Annotated in this window: 15 protein-coding genes; 14 read left to right on the top strand and 1 reads right to left on the bottom strand. The window is 48.1% G+C overall.

Translation table 11 applies throughout. From position 1 onward, the window contains the following. Window positions 1-258 precede the first annotated feature (258 nt). On the bottom strand, window positions 259-762 hold the full coding sequence (locus tag AC6ESO_RS04245; protein ID WP_497090278.1) for an RrF2 family transcriptional regulator: 504 nt from the start codon (window positions 760-762) through the stop codon (window positions 259-261). Between the two features lie 227 nt (window positions 763-989). Between AC6ESO_RS04245 and AC6ESO_RS04250 the strand changes: the two genes are divergently transcribed. From AC6ESO_RS04250 to AC6ESO_RS04315, 14 genes are all read left to right on the top strand, one after another. After that, window positions 990-1,433, top strand: coding sequence for a carboxymuconolactone decarboxylase family protein (locus AC6ESO_RS04250; protein ID WP_497090279.1), 444 nt, complete (start codon window positions 990-992; stop codon window positions 1,431-1,433). Between the two features lie 15 nt (window positions 1,434-1,448). Continuing rightward, complete coding sequence (locus tag AC6ESO_RS04255; protein ID WP_497090280.1) at window positions 1,449-1,832, top strand: NAD(P)H-dependent oxidoreductase; 384 nt, start codon at window positions 1,449-1,451, stop codon at window positions 1,830-1,832. Then, complete coding sequence (locus AC6ESO_RS04260; RefSeq protein WP_497090281.1) at window positions 1,829-2,764, top strand: EamA family transporter; 936 nt, start codon at window positions 1,829-1,831, stop codon at window positions 2,762-2,764. Before AC6ESO_RS04255 ends, AC6ESO_RS04260 begins: the two co-directional genes overlap by 4 nt. Window positions 2,765-2,782: 18 nt before the next feature. Then, window positions 2,783-3,244, top strand: a complete 462-nt coding sequence (locus AC6ESO_RS04265) for a carboxymuconolactone decarboxylase family protein (RefSeq protein WP_497090282.1) — start codon at window positions 2,783-2,785, stop codon at window positions 3,242-3,244. An 83-nt stretch (window positions 3,245-3,327) separates the two neighbouring features. Then, complete coding sequence (locus tag AC6ESO_RS04270) at window positions 3,328-4,032, top strand: YjjG family noncanonical pyrimidine nucleotidase (protein WP_497090283.1); 705 nt, start codon at window positions 3,328-3,330, stop codon at window positions 4,030-4,032. A 19-nt stretch (window positions 4,033-4,051) separates the two neighbouring features. Further along, window positions 4,052-4,333 carry a hypothetical protein gene (locus AC6ESO_RS04275; RefSeq protein WP_497090284.1) on the top strand — a complete coding sequence of 94 codons (282 nt, stop codon included), beginning with the start codon at window positions 4,052-4,054 and terminating at the stop codon, window positions 4,331-4,333. Window positions 4,334-4,576: 243 nt separating this feature from the next. After that, the gene (locus AC6ESO_RS04280; RefSeq protein WP_497090285.1) at window positions 4,577-7,234 is read left to right on the top strand and encodes an NPCBM/NEW2 domain-containing protein; all 2,658 of its coding nucleotides are present in this window, start codon (window positions 4,577-4,579) and stop codon (window positions 7,232-7,234) included. A 189-nt stretch (window positions 7,235-7,423) separates the two neighbouring features. Beyond that, window positions 7,424-8,581, top strand: a complete 1,158-nt coding sequence (locus AC6ESO_RS04285; protein ID WP_497090286.1) for a mandelate racemase/muconate lactonizing enzyme family protein — start codon at window positions 7,424-7,426, stop codon at window positions 8,579-8,581. Between the two features lie 278 nt (window positions 8,582-8,859). Then, window positions 8,860-10,578: a sensor histidine kinase gene (locus AC6ESO_RS04290; RefSeq protein ID WP_497090287.1), complete on the top strand. Its 1,719-nt coding sequence runs from the start codon at window positions 8,860-8,862 to the stop codon at window positions 10,576-10,578. A 27-nt stretch (window positions 10,579-10,605) separates the two neighbouring features. Then, window positions 10,606-12,117 (top strand): response regulator, encoded by a 1,512-nt coding sequence (locus AC6ESO_RS04295; protein WP_497090288.1) that lies wholly within the window; start codon window positions 10,606-10,608, stop codon window positions 12,115-12,117. A gap of 88 nt (window positions 12,118-12,205) precedes the next feature. Beyond that, entirely contained in the window at window positions 12,206-14,176 is a 1,971-nt protein-coding gene (locus AC6ESO_RS04300) for an ABC transporter substrate-binding protein (RefSeq protein WP_497090493.1), read from the top strand. Window positions 14,177-14,270: 94 nt separating this feature from the next. Next, window positions 14,271-15,269 (top strand): ABC transporter permease subunit, encoded by a 999-nt coding sequence (locus AC6ESO_RS04305; protein WP_494817524.1) that lies wholly within the window; start codon window positions 14,271-14,273, stop codon window positions 15,267-15,269. 24 nt (window positions 15,270-15,293) lie between these two features. Then, complete coding sequence (locus tag AC6ESO_RS04310) at window positions 15,294-16,118, top strand: ABC transporter permease (protein ID WP_497090289.1); 825 nt, start codon at window positions 15,294-15,296, stop codon at window positions 16,116-16,118. Window position 16,119: 1 nt separating this feature from the next. Beyond that, a complete protein-coding gene (locus tag AC6ESO_RS04315; protein WP_497090290.1) occupies window positions 16,120-17,079 on the top strand; it encodes an ABC transporter ATP-binding protein in 960 nt (319 codons plus the stop codon). Window positions 17,080-17,119 lie beyond the last annotated feature (40 nt).

The following is a 17,119-nucleotide window of genomic DNA, read 5'->3' on the forward strand; positions in this document are numbered from 1 at the left end:
CGAAGGTGTAGTTGGTTAGTTTACATGCTGAGAGTTCGATTTTGGAACTCTCAGCATTTTTCAATGCCAATATCGGCGGTGAGAGTTGCATTATGAGACTCTCAGAGGCCTTGCGAAGGTGTAGTTGGTTAGATTGAATGCTGAGAGTTTGAATTTAAACGCTTATACAACGCCAACCGAACCAAAAAGGACCAGCAGTCCAGTCGCTAACGCGCGCCTGGGCTGCTAGCCCCAACATGCGCCTATCAGCGCCAAATATCAAGCATTAATGCTGGCAGCAAAATATTCACGTGTCTCTTTACGCGCTTGAGGCGATAACACGCGATCCAGTTCTTCTTTTAACCAAGTTAACGTTTTGTTGCGAAGGACATTACGCATACTTTCTTCCGCTTCCAACATGGCTAAGTTAATTACGCAGGGAGTGGCCTTCGAGCACGCGGCATATTCCTCGTCCTGACATAAATAGCTATTATCTTTAATGTTTTTACAGTTGAAAATCGGTGTTGCGCCTTCAATCGCTCGAACAACATCCCAGAAAGAAATGTCATCAGGAGACTTGGCTAATCGATATCCCCCTTTAGCACCGGGAACGGAGCTGACGATACCGGATTTTGTTAATCTACCAAATATTTTAGAAAGGTACGTCTCTGAAACCCCTTGGAATGTAGAGAGCTCTTTGATTCCAATAGTAGAGTCTGGTGGAATATCAATTAAATAGACTAAGCAATGCAGTCCATATTCAACGCCAATACTATACTGCATGCAAAAACACCTGCTTTCTGGAACAATCTATCGTTTGTTAGTTCTCATCTTAGGTGGATTTAAAACCCTTGTCAAATCAGGCGGTTCGGTCATATCTCCTGTAATTTCCTCAGCCTTAGCATTGACATTCAGAATCAAAGAAACTATATTATAGACAAGGTTAATCGGCGATACAACTTATCTATGATTATCCGGCAAGAAAAATTGACTCATGGAGGAGATTCATAATGAAGAAGAGATTCGATCATGTCAGTGCAAGCCCGGGTGCATTGCAAACCATGATGAAGCTGGAAGGTTTTATTCAAACAAGCGGACTAGATGCCAAACTCTACGAGTTGATCAAGATAAGAACATCACAAATAAACGGGTGCGCATTCTGTCTAAACATGCATACACGGGATGCTCGGAAGATGGGAGAGTCGGAGCAGCGCATTCATTTACTTAGCGCATGGCGCGAAGCGCCTTTCTATACCGACAAAGAAAGAGCGGTGCTCGAGCTTACGGAGGCTGTAACCCGTATCTCCGAGCAAGGCGTTCCGCAGGAATTATATGAGCGCGTTCGGGCACAAGTGGATGAGAGTGAGTACGTGGCAATCATTATGGCGATTAACACCATTAATGCATGGAATCGAATTGCGATCTCCACAGGGATGTTCCCTGAAGCAGAGTAAGAGGAGGGACTACACTTGGCAACGGTACTGTACATTGCTGCACACCCACCAGAAAAGGATTCATCGCATAGTTTGTCCGTAGGCCATGCGTTTATCCAAGATTATCGCGAAGCAAATCCTAACGATGAAGTGATTCATCTGGATTTATATAAAATGGATATTCCGCAATTAGATGCGGAAATATTAAATGGCTGGGACCAGTTAAAAAGCGGCAGTTCCTTTGCTCAATGGAGTCCGGATTCTCAAGTGAAGCTGACACGTATAAATGAATTGGTTAATCAAGGCACGATTGGATTAGCTTCCGACAAGAAGCTGCTTCATTTTCAAGCTTCAGGCAGCGTACTTACAAAGGGTTCAGCTGCAAGCAGCCGGAAGCTTCTAATGCTCGTGAATACATGAAACCTATCTTCTTTGTTTTAGCCGGCGCATGCAGCTTTGGATTATTATCCACTTTTGTCAAGAAAGCTTATGAGCATGGTTTCAGTGTCGGTGAGGTCGTCGGCAGCCAAAACCTATTCGGTGTCATTATGCTGTGGATATTGGTGTGGTTATCCGCCAGATCAGCCCAGCAGCCCTCAGAGTATCAAGCAAGCTCAATAACGAAGAGGCAAACACTCTTGCTCATGGCTGTAGGAACAACGACAGGTTTAACGGGTATGTTCTATTATGCAGCGCTCCAGTTTATTCCGGCTTCTTTCGCCATTATCTTGCTTTTTCAATTTACGTGGATGGGCATTCTACTGGAAGCAGTGGTTGAGCGCAGGCGACCAACTAAAGATAAGATGATATCGCTCTTCATTTTGTTAGTCGGAATTGTTATGGCGAGTGGCTATTTAGGTGGATGGCAGGAGGATTTCTCCGGGATCGGAATGATTCTTGGCTTACTGTCCGCAGTTACCTATACGTTATTCATTTGGTACAGTGGCAGAACAGCCAAACAAGTTGCTCCTATCAAACGAAGCGCGATTATGTTGTCCGGCTCGTTTATACTCGTTAATTTGCTGTTCCCACCACAGTTTCTTATAAATGGCTCTTTGTTTGAAGGGCTTTTACCTTGGGCACTGCTGCTTGCACTCTTCGGGATCGTCATTCCGCCATTGTTCTTCGCCATTGGCGTACCCCGTATTGGTGGCGGACTAGCTACGATTTTAGGTGCTTCAGAGCTGCCTACAGCCGTAATCATGTCCTATATCGTACTGAATGAATCCGTCCATTGGCTGCAATGGCTTGGAGTGGGGATCACCATAGTTGGCATTGCCCTTCCTGAAATCATGAAGCGTCAGATGAGACAACCCGAAGTTGCCTATGAAATAGAGATGAAAACAACTTGAAAGAAGAGGTGTATAGACATGGAAATGAGATTAAACTATATGAAAGTACAACCCGAGTCGTTACAGACGTTATTGAAATTGGAAGGTTATGTGAAGAAGAGCGGTCTTGAACACCATTTGTGGGAATTGATTAAAATCCGTGCCTCGCAAATTAACGGCTGCGCGTACTGTCTGGATATGCACACAAAAGACGCACGTGCTATGGGAGAAACGGAGCAGCGTCTATACATGCTTAATGCATGGAGGGAAGCACCGTTCTATACGGATGAGGAACGGGCTGCACTCGCTTTGACTGAAGCGGTGACGAGAATCTCGGATGGCGGTGTCCCGCAGGAGTTGTATGAGCAAGTTCGCGAACATTTTGATGAGGGCCAATTCGTGGATTTGATTATGGCGATTAATGCGATCAACTGTTGGAATCGAATGGCGATTTCAACGGGCATGGTGCCAGGAGAATATCAACCGGCCGCACGCAAATAGTAATTGTAAACAGTCTATCGCTGTACATCGAAGATGTATGGCGATAGACTGTTGCATATTATATAGTTAACAGAGGTGAATTGATGAGCTACAACATACTGCTTTTTGATTTAGACGATACCTTGTTAGATTTCGGCGCGAATGAAATCGAATCGTTAACCCAATTGTTTCAGCATCATGGATATACGTTCTCGGATGAATTATTCCGCGTGTATAATTCCGTCAACAAACAACTGTGGGCGGATTATGAGAATGGGACGATCGGTTTGGATGTCGTGCTTAACTCAAGATTTTCCGAAACGATGTTGAAGCTTGGCAAGGTTGTGGACGGCCCCGAATGGGAGAAGATGTACAGAGAGCTGCTCGGAACCGGAAATCAGCTGCATATCGAAGGTGCGCTAGAAGTTATTCAAAGCTTATCGGCATCCCATAGACTGTTTGTTGTAACGAATGGGATCACTCAAACGCAGATCAAGAGATTAAAGCAATCCGGATTACATGATTTCTTCGAAGCTATTTTCGATTCGCAGAGCATCGGCTATTCAAAGCCTTCTATAGCATTCTTCGATTACGTGACGAGTCATATAAAGGATTTCAATAAAAGCGAAGCACTCATTATCGGCGATTCGTTGAGTACCGATATAAAAGGTGGTATACTCGCTGGAATCGATACCTGCTGGATCAACAGAAAATCACAAACGAGCCCTGCGGATATTCAAAGCACCTATACGATTACTTCCTTAGTTGAACTATTTGCGATTTGCCCGCCTCACCAAACAAACGAATAGAAAGTTGGTTCCTAGTCCAATGTCACAATCGCCGCAAGAAAAAATCTCATTTTCCGGTTTCATGCTGGATCCGAAGTTCGCTGAATTCAACAATATTGCTCACGAGAAGCAGCCTCAAATGAATGCCATTATTGAGTCTTGGGACAACAAAACGTTAGTAACCAACATTACCAAATTAAATCGTGAATTACTCCGCCGTGATGCTCATGGCGTGCAAGAAACTCCGTTTGCCGAAACAAACGAGGAACTGCATTTAATGCTGTATTCGCTGACGATGTACTTGAAAGACCGTTTAGAATAGAAAAGGCATGATTCAGGTATGATTAGCTCTCACCATAGGAATGGTGGGGGCTTTTTGGCGTTTACTCTCATGTGCTTATTCAGGATAGTACATGATTTCGAAAAATGTATAAGCGTTCATTTCGCGCTAATGGAGCATTTTCGGCTATTGTACACTATCCGTCATTTTGATCCATGATGTAGCATCGTAAATGGATAACCTGCAAGTCACCGCCAATCCAAACGTGAAGGAGAGAATTGAAGAATGAAAGGAAAGCCGTCCAAGAAAGCTGTCTTTCGTATGTTCTTGTCCGCAATTATGGTGCTGTCCGCTATCCCTTTGAGCGTCGCAGCTGCAGCGCCGCTCGCGCCCGGAACGCTATCCGCCGCCGATTTCGGAGCAAACGGGGCAGATAATCTCGACGACAAGGCCGCGATTCAAGCGGCAATCGACGCAGCATCGCCGGGGAATACGGTACTCCTCCCGAAGGGGACGTATTATTTGGCAGGTACGGTAAAGGGGAAATCAGGCGTCGCTATTCGTGGAGAGGATCGCACCAGCACGATCGTGAAATACATGGACAATCCGGAGACGTACATGTTCTATTTTCTTCATGTATCCGGTGCTTCGATCAAGAACATGACGCTCGATGGCAATAACAGCACAGTAGCCATGTCAGCCGTAGTATCCGAAGGAGGGGGCAGAAATGAGATGAGCGGGCTGACTGTCAAGGATTTCGCCGCGGTCGACGGTTTCGGTCCTCATGCGTTGTATGTAGTCGGTTCCCAGAACGTACGCATTACGGACAATAATGTCACGAACATCGGAGTAGGCTCCATCTGGGGCGCTGCCGTTCGTGCAGGCTGGGATTCTAAGCATGTAACCGTTGAAAACAACGTCATCGCTAAAACCGGACGCGGAGGCATTCTCATCAATGACGGAAGCTCCGGGGCTATTATTAGAAACAATACAATCACGGGATCCGGCTTGAAGGAGCACGGATTATCCATTGAGCTGCACACGAATTCGGACAATGCCATCATCGAGGATAATCATGTAGACTTCTGGATCAGTGCCGTTCGGTCCAAGAATATCGCTGTGCGCCGGAACGTCGTGCATCCGGCGGACGGAAGAGTCGGTTCGATTGGGCTGGAAATTATGGCGGAGAATGCCGTAACGACGGACAACCTGGTAGATGGCGGGCAGCAAGTAGGCATCCAGCAGTCACCTGGAACAGGGCATCAATTGTGGAGCTACAATGTGGTAAAGAACATGGTTATGTGGGGCATGCAGCTTCAAGGTGCAGGCTCAAGCGAGACGGAACAGTTCCAATATTTCTACAAGAACAGCTTTATCAATACGCAGCTGGGCAATCCGAAAGCCGCTTATCCCGGCTATGAAGGCAATGGGATTCGTATTCACGGGAATGCTCAGAACCTCGCTTTCGATAGCAACCTTATTGCAAACAATGGTAGAAAGGCGATCGAAATTACGGATGCAGCGGGAGTCGATCGCCTCAGTTTTACGAACAACCTTATCTCTGGCAACAAAGGCGTAACGATGGATCCTTATCCGGCAGCTGCGCAGCACTTGGAATGGGCAGGTAATCTTGTCTTCCTTAACGGCAGCAATGCGCAGCCGACTTCGCGCGGGTTTGCGAATGCGAAGCCGGTCGCTGACTTTACGAATCCTGTGCTGGTACGCGCCGGCGCACCGGTCACTTTCGTCAGCACCTCGACGGATAATGGAACGATCGCAACCTATCTCTGGGACTTCGGGGCAGGTTTGCCAAGCGCATCCGCTATGCCAACGTACGTCTACGATAAACCGGGCGTCTACCGGGTGACACTTGTCGTGTGGGATAATGAAGGACGTTCGAACGTAAAAGAAAAGGTTATTCTTGTAAGTCCGGGACTGCCTGACAAGAAGAAGCCTAACGTTCCAACGAATCTCGCTTCACCATCGCAGACAGATGAGACGATAGATTTGACATGGAGTCCAACATCCGACAATGTAGGCGTCGTCGGTTACGATGTCTATCGGGATGGGGCGCTAGTGGGCAGTACTGCGCCAGGGGAATTAGCCTTTACGCTTACGGGGCTGTCGCCGGTCACGACATACAGCATCACGTTACGAGCGCGTGACGCGGCAGGCAATGTCTCTGATTCCAGCGCTGCGCTGAGCGTGACGACGGAACTTCCGGATTCGCAGCCGCCAACAGCGCCAGCTGGATTAACAGCTGCATCCGTTACAGGCACTAGCGCAATATTAACTTGGACAGCTTCAACGGATAACAAGGCGGTTACAGGTTATGAAGTTTATAGGAACGGCAGTCTGGTCGGTACAACTACTGGGGCAACGGCGACTTCGTTTACAGCAACCGGTCTTATTCCGGGGACTTCCAGTGCTTTTACCGTAAAAGCGAAAGATGCAGCCGGCAACAGCTCCGATGCAAGTAACGCCATTAATGCCGTTCTTGCACCGCCTACTTCGCCGACAGTGTATCTCAGTGACTATTCATGGGATTACGGCGTTGCAGGCTGGGGCAATATCCAGCGTGATAAATCATCCGACGGTAAACCGATTACACTTAATGATGTCGTTTATGCGAAAGGTTTAGGAACCCATGCCGAATCTGCAATCGTGTATACGCTCGGAGGCGAATACGCGAAATTCCAAGCGAGTGTCGGCGTTGACGACGAGACTTATGGCAATGGCGGCGTTAGCTTCGAGGTGTGGCTGGATGGCGTACGGGCATTCGACAGTGGCTTTATGGATGCAACAGCACCGACGCAAACTATTGATCTGCCTATCGCCGGTGTCAATGAGCTGAAGCTCGTCGTCACCAATGGCGGTAACGGCGGCGATTGGGATCATGCGGACTGGGGAGATGCAAGAATCCTCTATCCGGCCGGAGAATAACGAGGATTGTTATGAAATGGGAGGCCGATCTTGGATCGGTCTCCTTTTCAGTGAAAATGCGTCCATGAAACAGTCCAAAAAACGTATGATAGTCCATTTGTTTGCGTGCACCGGATGACTATACTTTATTCAGTTCCTTCAATGCAGGGAAAAGGATTGCTATTCATAGGAGTAGGGAGAGTAGATACGATGTCGGATGTTAAAATCACGCATGTCGAGACGATTCTGTTAGCTCGCATGCATGAACCTGAAAGGCAATGGATGACTTCTACCTTTCGGGTAATCAAAGCAGAAGCCGCAATCGTGGTCATTCGTACCGATGCGGGCGTTACAGGGATCGGCGAAGCCTGTGCCTATGGTGTACCCGGTAAGATCAGCGATATGGTAAGGAGAGTGAGCCCTTTACTAATCGGGCGTGATCCGAGAGATCCATCCATCGTGCTGCATCCGAATGGGCAATCCTGGGCATACGACTGTGCGATCTCCGGGATTGATTGTGCGCTTTGGGATATCCGCGGGAAATTAGCAGGTAAACCGGTTGCGAAGCTGCTTTCGCCTAATCCGATTGGCAAAGTGCAGCTCTATGCGTCCGGTGGCTGCAGCTACGATTGGAGAGCTCGGCCGGAGCAACTGATAGAAGAAGCTTTATCGTATATCGCCGAGGGCTATGAGGTATTCAAGTTCAGAGTTGGCACACATTGGGAATGGGATCGCGTAACCGTGGATCGCATGCTCGGTTTGATTCAAGAGCTGTCCCAGGAAGTGAAAGGTCGGATGGAGCTTGCTATTGACGGGAATCAGCGCCTAACGGAAGAGATCGCACTAGCGCTTGGCAAAGGGCTGGATCGGATTGGCGGATTCCGTTGGTTCGAAGAACCGATCCCGCAGAAGGATGTTGAGGGTTACGCGAGGTTGAATGCAGCATTGGATGTTCCCGTTACCGGAGGCGAACAGTACACGACGGTAGAGCAGTTCATTCCATATATGGAACGGAAGTCATATTCTATCATTCAACAGGATGCAGGAATATGCGGGATTACCGCGGCCATGTCGATTGCGCAATTCGGCATGCAGTACGGTGTTCCGACGATCCCGCATAACTGGCATAATGGCGTCATGACGATGGCGAACGCACATCTGGTTGCTGCGCTTCCAAATCCGATTCTGTTTGAATTGTGCCGCATTCAAGGGCCTTTGCAATGGGGAATTGTGAAAGAAAGCCCAGTTATTCAAGGCGGATGGCTCGAGCTTACGGACAAACCGGGACTCGGCGTGGAACTGGCAGAGGATGCGCTTGAGCGATTCCCATTTGTAGAAGGCAATTACTACGTCTCTATTGATAGATAAGTAGGTTTGGAATCGAATGTCTATGTAGCTAATCGAATGGCTTGCAGATGTCTCTCTAATAGGAGAAGCCGTCTGCAAGCCTTTTTCTATTGGGGTCTACAATTATCGATCCATTTCTTCGATTTCCGTTAGAATCTGACAGAAAAGTTCGCAGACCTTTGCCTCATTGATCTCTGGAAAAAATCTCCTTATAATGACCTTACCGATTTATGAAAGCGCAACCAAAGCCATTTCGGACTATAGACAGCTGTTACTACCATTTAGGAGTGAAGCCAAGGATGAAATGGATTAAAGTTCGGTCACTCAAGTACAAAATCATTATTGCATTCATTGTCATTTCACTCCTTCTGGTCATCCTGCAGGCGGGTTTCTTCCAGCATTGGATTAGCGGGATTATCCTGCGGCAATCGGAAGCCAATTTACAGGAAACCGTTCGGCAAATCGGGAAGCAAGTTGATCTTCAATACAAACAAATCGATGCCAACGCTCGCGTCATACGCAACAACCAAGTGTTAAAGAACTATTTGAAGGATTTGAAACAGCATGCCATCAACTATCAAATCGCGAAATACCAGATTGCAAGGCAAATCGTAAGGCTGCCTAATTTAGAAATGATCGAGAACATCTACATATTTCCGGTTGGCTACGCACCGATGAACCTCTATTATTCCGATGCGATATTCGAAGCAGACAAGCTTACCGAGCAATTGATGACAACCAATCGGCCGACCAGCCATGAGGATGTCATTTGGACGGTGCAGCCGCAAACGCATCTCATTACAATGATGATGCTCATCTATGATGGAGGAGAACTGCTCGGTCTGCTCAGAGTTGATCTCAATGAGAAATTCCGAGATCAATTGGACGATGTGCGATTAGGCGAAGAAGGGAGTGTGTTCCTGCTCAAAGATAACACCATCATGTTTGCCACGGATAGGAGGCTTATTAATCAGAAGGAATCCCGTTTAGCGCAGCAGCTCGACTCAGGCACGCAGGTCACCTTCACACTGGATTATCAGGGATGGAAACTGATCGGGGTAGTACCGAACAAAGAAATCCTTAATCAAGTCAATCAAGTGAATAAAGTGTTACTGCTAATGGAATTGATCGTGTTTGCGTTCATCTTTCTATTTGCCTTGCTCATCCTACGTATGATTCTAAGTCCGCTGAAACAGATATTAAGAGGGATGGAGAGCATTGAGCAAGGCAGACTGGATGTTATCGTGAATCGAGAAGGAAATGACGAATTCAGCGTCATTATCAGGCATTTCAACCATATGGCAGAACGGGTCAACCGTTTGATTAAGACCGTGTACTACCAACAGCTAACCTATCGAAAAGCCGAAGTGATCAATCTGCAGTCGAAGCTGAATCCCCATTTTCTATATAACACGCTCGATATGATTTACTGGATGACGGTGGTCAAGGATGAGGAAGAAATCGGCGAAGCGATTATTTCTTTGTCCACGATATTGCGCTATTCCATCTCTCATCAGAATGAATTTGTCACGGTCTCGGAAGATATGGAGCAATTGGAGAATTACTTGAAAATTCAGCGCATGCGCTTTGAAGATAAACTATCCTACGTGTTTCATCTTGATCCTGCGGTTGCAGACATTAAGATTCCGAAGCTGCTCATTCAGCCGCTAGTGGAGAACGCCATTAAATATGCGTTTCAACAAATGATGCTTGGCGGCATCGTTATCATTCGGGGTTTTGCCCAAGACGGCGACTTGTATCTCGAGGTCGAGGACAATGGGACCGGCATGCCTTCAGAGAAAGTAGAGGCTTTACTGGCATCATTCGAGCAGAAAAGCTTAAGCAGCGGTCTTGGCATTCAACTAGTCAGGCAGCGAATTGCTTTTATCTATGGAGAGGGGTTTGGATTGTCCATACGGAGCGAAATCGGCCGCGGAACAACCATTACGCTGAAGCTGCGGACAGATGCAGGCGTGCCGCAAGAGGAGCTTTGGAAGGATGAAGCCATGCATGCCTAACTTATTGGCAGGAAGGGGAGGTCTGCTTTGAGAATCGTACTCGTCGATGATGAGAGGTCAGTACTCAAAGGGTTGCAGCATATTTTCGCCAAACACTGCACGGGGCATGAAATCGTCGGGACAGCGCAAAGTGCGGAGGAAGCGCTGCATGTCATGCAGGTTACGGAGGCGGATATCGTCATTACGGATGTGATGATGCCGGGGATGAACGGAATTGAGCTTACTCGCGAGATCAGCAAGTTGTATCCGTATGTGTATATTGTCATATTGAGCGGCCACGCGGAATTTGATTATGTTCGGGAAGCGATGCGGTGTGGTGCAATCGATTACTTACTGAAGCCATGCCATTACCAGACGGTCATCGACCTGTTGGATAAGATTAAAGGGAAAGCAGCAGAGAAAGAATCGGAGCACGAGAAAATGTCACACAAACAGCTGCTCGAGAAGTTAATCAGCGGGAGTCTCGAGCTTCCCGATAGCTGGTCGGTACCCTATGATTTGCAGATGGCGCTCTTCTCGGGTCATGAGAACATGGACACCCGATTAGAAGAGCAGATCCTTCATCAATTACTCCATGCGAACATCGAGCGAGCGGCCTTGGATGCGGTGATTTATGAAGGGAAATGTATCGTTCTTTATCGCGGTGCGATGAATGCAATAGCCTTCAAGCAGCTGCTCAACGAATGCCGGCTGGCGATGCGCAAACAGAACCGAACTATAGTTGCGGCTTTACATCGTTTTACTAGTGCGCCTAGATCGATTGGGCAAGCCTATGAAACTTGCCTTAAATACTGTGAGTTTCTAGCGTTTAATGAGTATTCCGCCGTTATGGATGACGACATGTACAAAGAGCAATTGAACCAGCCGGAGCCATTTACGATAAGTGAATACTTCTCGGGAGACCGATTTGGCAAATATTATGCCTTAGCGGATGCAAAGAAGCTGCGACACTATATCGAAACCATCCTGCAGCAGCTTCATCGTGTTCCCAGCAGATTTGAGCCGGTTCGGTTAAAGCGAGAATTGCTGAGTGAACTCATTTATTTAGAACATGTACTAAAGGATCATGGTTTAGAGCCGTTCTTCGGCGGCCACATCGATTATGTGCAGGAAATGAAGGGAATCCGTAATGTTAAAGAGCTGCTCAGCTGGCTGAAGACCTATTTTATGTCCGCTATTATGTGTATGACTGACGAGAATCATAATCCGCATTATATCCAATCCGCCATCCGTTATATCGAGATGAATTATATGAAGAACCTCACGCTTAAAGAGGTGGCTGATGCCGTCTATCTGAATGCGTGGTACTTTAGCTCCCAATTCAAGAAATATACCCACGTCACGTTCAGCGAGTACATCAATCTCATCCGCATTCGAATTGCCAAGGAGTTTCTCAGACAGCAGGATTTAAAGGTCTATCAGGTGGCGGAGATGGTAGGCTTTCAAGATGCAGCCTACTTTAGCACGGTGTTTAAAAGCATTGAACATATGAGTCCCAAAGAATATCAGCAGTCCTTTCTAATCGCCAATGATTCTTAATGAAATCCAAGTATTTTGAAATTAATCAATCCTTCTAATCGCTATACTCGGATTATCCCAATAGAAGGAGGAGTGTTCATTGCGAATCATGAAAAGGCTTACAGTGCTGTTCATACTCACGGCGCTGATCATCACAGCTTGCAATAACGACAATGACAAGGGCAGCTCTACTTCAGACACGAACAAGAATAATACGGCTGTAGGAACGGACGGCAACAAGGATTCGGGGGATTCCAAAACAGACGGCAAGATGACCGATGTCGGTACGCCGAGAAGCGAAACGTTAATCGTCGACATCTTAGGCGGCCGCAGCCCTGACCCGGATCGGTACAATCCCTATGTACCGGGAGCCGTTGCCATGGATGCCGGCGTGCATCAGCTCATGTTCTCGAACTTATGGGAAATCGATACGCAGAAAGGCACGCAGATCCCGGATTTGGCTGCTACGTTCCCAGAACCATTGGATGCAACCAATACGAAGTTTTCGTTCAAAATCCAGGAAGGTTTGACGTGGTCGGATGGCCAGCCATTCACGGCGCATGACGTGGAATTTACGGCAACGATGATTACAGGCGCGAAGGAGCTCGGCTACAACGGCTACTTCACGAATCTGATCAAGAGCATGAAGGCGACCGATGATTACACGATTGAAGTCGAAACCGTTAATCCGGAGACGAGATTGGCGCAGAAGCTCGGTGTCGTGATTTGGGGGAATAGCTTCCGCGTCATGCCGAAGCATATTTGGGAGAAAGAGGATCCGGCAACGTTCAAGTTCTCGAATCCGATCGGCGTAGGTCCGTACAAGCTGAAGGATCGCGATCCTCAGGGGAATTGGTTCCTCTGGGAGAAGCGTGAGGATTGGCAGAAGAGCGATATCGGCAAGCTTGTAGGCGAGCCCGGCCCGAAATACATTTTGTTCAAATTCTTCGGACCGGAGGAGAAACGGATTATCGCGATGATCCAGCATGATATGGACATCCTGCAGGATATTACCCCTGAAAGCTGGGATGTGCTGCGGCAGAAGAACGAATATGCCAAAGCTTGGTACGAAGACTTCCCGTACGCAACGATGGATGATCCGTGCGAGCGCGGGATGTCCTTTAATACGGCGAAGGAGCCTTACAACAATCCGGATGTCCGCTGGGCTCTCACATTGATGACGGATATTAAGAATGTATCGATGGCTACCTTCGGCGGCATGCTGCGCGTATCTCCGATCCAGCTGCCACCGATCAAAGTGCTACAGGACACTTACCATAAGCCGATGTTAGGATGGCTGAAGGATTTTGCCCTCGAAGACGGTTACAAACCGTTCGACGACAGCTATGCCGCTGGTATTGTCGACATGCTGAAGCAGCAGGGCATTGAAGGCTTGCCGACCGATGAGAGCGCGATCAATGACACCTTCGGCGTAGGCTGGTGGAAGTTCGATCCGGCTGAAGCGGCGAAATTGCTGGAGAAGAGCGGATTTAAGAAAGACGGCGACAAATGGCTCCTGCCAAACGGCAAACCATGGACCTTGACCATCAATGCACCGGCGAACTTTGAAGTCCAGTCGATGCGATTGGCGTTTGCAGTGGCGGATTCCTGGCGCAAGCAAGGCATTGACGTCAATGTGCAGCAGATGGAAGGCGCTTCCTTCTGGGACAGCGAATCAACCGGAGCGTTCACAGTCGGCTCTTACTGGCCGGCATGCGGCTTGCTGCCGGATACGACGGCGAATATGACCGGCTGGCATAAGCAGTACATCGTGCCGATCGGCGAGCAGGCGCCGGGTAACCGCAACCGTTGGGCGAATGACCGTGTGAGCTCTTTGCTTGACGAGCTGGACAGCTTGCCGAGCGACGATCCGAAGGTGATCCGGAACATCACGGAAATCAATAAAGAATTCGTCAAGGGCATGCCGTTTATTCCTATGTTCGGTACATCCAAGTTCGTACCGGTCGATACGTACTATTGGGATGGATTCCAAACATCGGAGAATGCGTTCGAGGGTCCATGGTGGTGGTGGTCGCAGTTTAAGTTCTACACCCCACATTTGAAGCCGACAGGCAGATAACACGGAATCCGTTTCCGAATACATACCGGGCTGCAGAGGTCCGGTATGTATTTTTCCGAAAAGGCGATTAACGCAGGCGGGGAGATGCTGCTTTATGGGTTTTTACAAATTTTTGCTGTCCAAAGTTCTTTCCTTTGTGCTCGTCGTGTTCATCGGCATCACGACCGTATTCTTCGTGCCCCGGTTCATGCCATCGGATCCGGTAGAAGCGATGATCGGCAAGATGACGGCAAACCAAGCATTCATGGAACCGGATGCGATCATTACATTGCGTGAAACCTTGAATGAATCCTTCGGTCTTGAAGGCTCGATGTGGGATCAGTATTGGGGATTTGTGAAGCGGGTTATCGTGACGCAGGATTTCGGCCCTTCACTGGCCAGCTATCCGAATCCGGTCAATGAATTAATCGCGAAAGCACTGCCCTGGACAATGGGATTGTTATTAATCTCGACGATCATTGCATGGCTGATCGGCAATATAGTCGGCTTGCTTGCAGGGTTTCTCAAAGATAAATCGTACTCCAAGGCGATGGAGGCCATCTCCATCATGATCTATCCGATTCCGTATTATATTTTGGCGCTGATTCTGATCATGCTGCTGTCGTATATTTATCCGATTTTCCCGTTATCGGCTACCTTTCAAGGAGATGGGTTTTCATGGGAGCATATAAGAAGCATTGTCTATAACTCGATCTTGCCGGCGTTCTCCATGATACTCGTTGGAACGGGGTGGTGGGTGATTAGCATGAAAACCTTGTCGTCCGGCATCGCCGAAGAGGATTACGTTCAATTCGCCAGACTCAAGGGCTTAAGCGAGCGCAGAATTATGACCAAATACGTGCTGCCCAATGCGGCGCTTCCGCAAGTTACGATGCTGGCGCTTCAGATCGGAACGATCTTCAATGGGGCGTTAATTACGGAAATCCTGTTCGGATATCCGGGAATCGGGACTCTTATTTACACCGGTATTCTGCAGGCTGACTATAACCTGATCATGGGGACGATTACGCTTTCTATTATCGCAGTGGCAGCGGCTACTTTTATCGTGGATTTCTTATATCCGTTCCTCGATCCAAGGGTTCGATATAAATAAGCGTGCTTGGGAGGTGAGTGACACGTGAAGCATTGGAATATTCGTTTAAAGCTAGGTGTAGCCATGCTGAGCATCTTCATTATTCTGGGCTTCATCATTCCTTTCTTCTATCAGGGAAATCCGATCGAATGGGGAACGTATTTGAAGAATCTTAAGCCGAGTAAAGATCATATCTTCGGAACGACGAACCTTGGTCAAGACACGTTCTGGCTGCTCGCCAAATCGATCCAAAACTCGTTCATTATCGGCATTATCGTTGCTTTCTTCGCTACTTTGATCGGCGTATTGTTAGGACTTTGGGCCGGCTTTAAAGGCGGCTTTATCGATCGGCTGATTACCATTATGACCGACTCTTTTATCGTCATTCCATCGCTGCCCATTCTGATTCTGCTCGGAAGTCTCATGCAGGGCAAGGCTTCGCTCTTCATGATCGCGTTTGTGTTAATTATCTTTAACTGGCCCTGGCCGGCGCGTCAGCTTCGCTCTATGGCGTTATCGCTCAGCGAACGTGATTTTATCAGTACCGCCATCTTCTCTGGGCAGAATACGCTGAAAATCATCGTTAAAGAAATCTTTCCTTTTGTCACGGGCTGGTCGGTAGCTAATTTTGTCAATACGATTCTCGTGGCCATCGGCTCTGAATCCGGCTTGGCCGTTATCGGGATGTCAAGCAACGAGAAGGCTACGCTCGGCACGATGATTTATTGGGCGAATCAGCATCAGGCCATGCTCTCCGAGCGCTGGTGGTGGATTGGATCTCCGGTTGCAGCGATCTGCTTGATCTTCATATCGTTATTCCTGGTTATGACGGGCTATCAGCAATATTCTGCGCTAAAGAGAGGGAAGTAAGATGCTGAAGCTAAATCAGGTAAGTGCGCAATATAACATGTTGAATGGCTATGTGAAGGCCGTCGATAAAGTAGATTTCGAGGTTCGGAAGAACGAGATATTCGGCATTGCGGGCGAATCCGGCTGCGGAAAGTCAACGCTGCTCAAGGTCATGTATGACTTGATCAACTATCCGCTTGAAATCGCATCCGGTTCTGTCGAAGTGCATACTTCCGACCGGAAAGGTGCGCCTGTCGTCTACCGTAACGGCGAGATCCATAAGAGCTGGTGGAAAGATATTTCCTATGTGCCGCAAGGTGCTATGCATGTAATGAATCCGGTGACCCGAGTGAGAAACCAATTCTTCGATACTATCAGCAAGTTCCATGGCGTGAAGAACAAGAAAGCGCTGGAGCATGAAATCACGGCTTACCTGAAGGAACTGGAGCTTCCGCCGGAGGTGCTCAAAGCTTATCCCCATCAGTTAAGCGGCGGAATGAGGCAGCGGGTGTTAATCGCGCTTGCTACGTTCTTGCATCCCAGTATCGTACTTGCAGATGAGCCGACGACAGCGCTGGATGTCGTTGTGCAGCGCGGAATACTCACCATGCTGTCGCAGGTGCAGAAGAAACTAATGAATTCCATGGTTATCGTCTCTCATGACATGGGGGTTCATTATCAGATTACGAATCGAATGGGCATTATGTATGCCGGTCAGATGATTGAAATTGGCCCGACGGACCGGATCTTTAATGAGCCGCAACATCCTTATACCAAAATGCTCATTCATGCACTGCCGAGAATCGGAGATAACAGTCAGAAGGAAGGCATACCGGGAACGCCGCCAAGCTTGAAGAACCCGCCTGCCGGCTGCCGATTTGCCGCAAGATGCCCGCATGTGACGGAGGTCTGTCGGTTGGTCGAGCCGGAGCGGGTAAATGTTGGCGAGGGTCATTATGCGAGCTGCCATTTACTCAGTTAGCAGTTAGGCTGCGTCTTATCGAAATGAGTTCATGCGGAGT

It is taken from the genome of Paenibacillus rhizoryzae, assembly GCF_059686995.1.

Bases quoted from the DNA above. Each gene is read 5' to 3' on its own strand.
- AC6ESO_RS04245 (WP_497090278.1), bottom strand. From the start codon at position 762: ATGCAGTATAGTATTGGCGTTGAATATGGACTGCATTGCTTAGTCTAT.
- AC6ESO_RS04250 (WP_497090279.1), top strand. From the start codon at position 990: ATGAAGAAGAGATTCGATCATGTCAGTGCAAGCCCGGGTGCATTGCAA.
- AC6ESO_RS04260 (WP_497090281.1), top strand. From the start codon at position 1,829: ATGAAACCTATCTTCTTTGTTTTAGCCGGCGCATGCAGCTTTGGATTA.
- AC6ESO_RS04265 (WP_497090282.1), top strand. From the start codon at position 2,783: ATGGAAATGAGATTAAACTATATGAAAGTACAACCCGAGTCGTTACAG.
- AC6ESO_RS04270 (WP_497090283.1), top strand. From the start codon at position 3,328: ATGAGCTACAACATACTGCTTTTTGATTTAGACGATACCTTGTTAGAT.
- AC6ESO_RS04275 (WP_497090284.1), top strand. From the start codon at position 4,052: ATGTCACAATCGCCGCAAGAAAAAATCTCATTTTCCGGTTTCATGCTG.
- AC6ESO_RS04280 (WP_497090285.1), top strand. From the start codon at position 4,577: ATGAAAGGAAAGCCGTCCAAGAAAGCTGTCTTTCGTATGTTCTTGTCC.
- AC6ESO_RS04285 (WP_497090286.1), top strand. From the start codon at position 7,424: ATGTCGGATGTTAAAATCACGCATGTCGAGACGATTCTGTTAGCTCGC.
- AC6ESO_RS04290 (WP_497090287.1), top strand. From the start codon at position 8,860: ATGAAATGGATTAAAGTTCGGTCACTCAAGTACAAAATCATTATTGCA.
- AC6ESO_RS04300 (WP_497090493.1), top strand. From the start codon at position 12,206: ATGAAAAGGCTTACAGTGCTGTTCATACTCACGGCGCTGATCATCACA.
- AC6ESO_RS04305 (WP_494817524.1), top strand. From the start codon at position 14,271: ATGGGTTTTTACAAATTTTTGCTGTCCAAAGTTCTTTCCTTTGTGCTC.
- AC6ESO_RS04315 (WP_497090290.1), top strand. From the start codon at position 16,120: ATGCTGAAGCTAAATCAGGTAAGTGCGCAATATAACATGTTGAATGGC.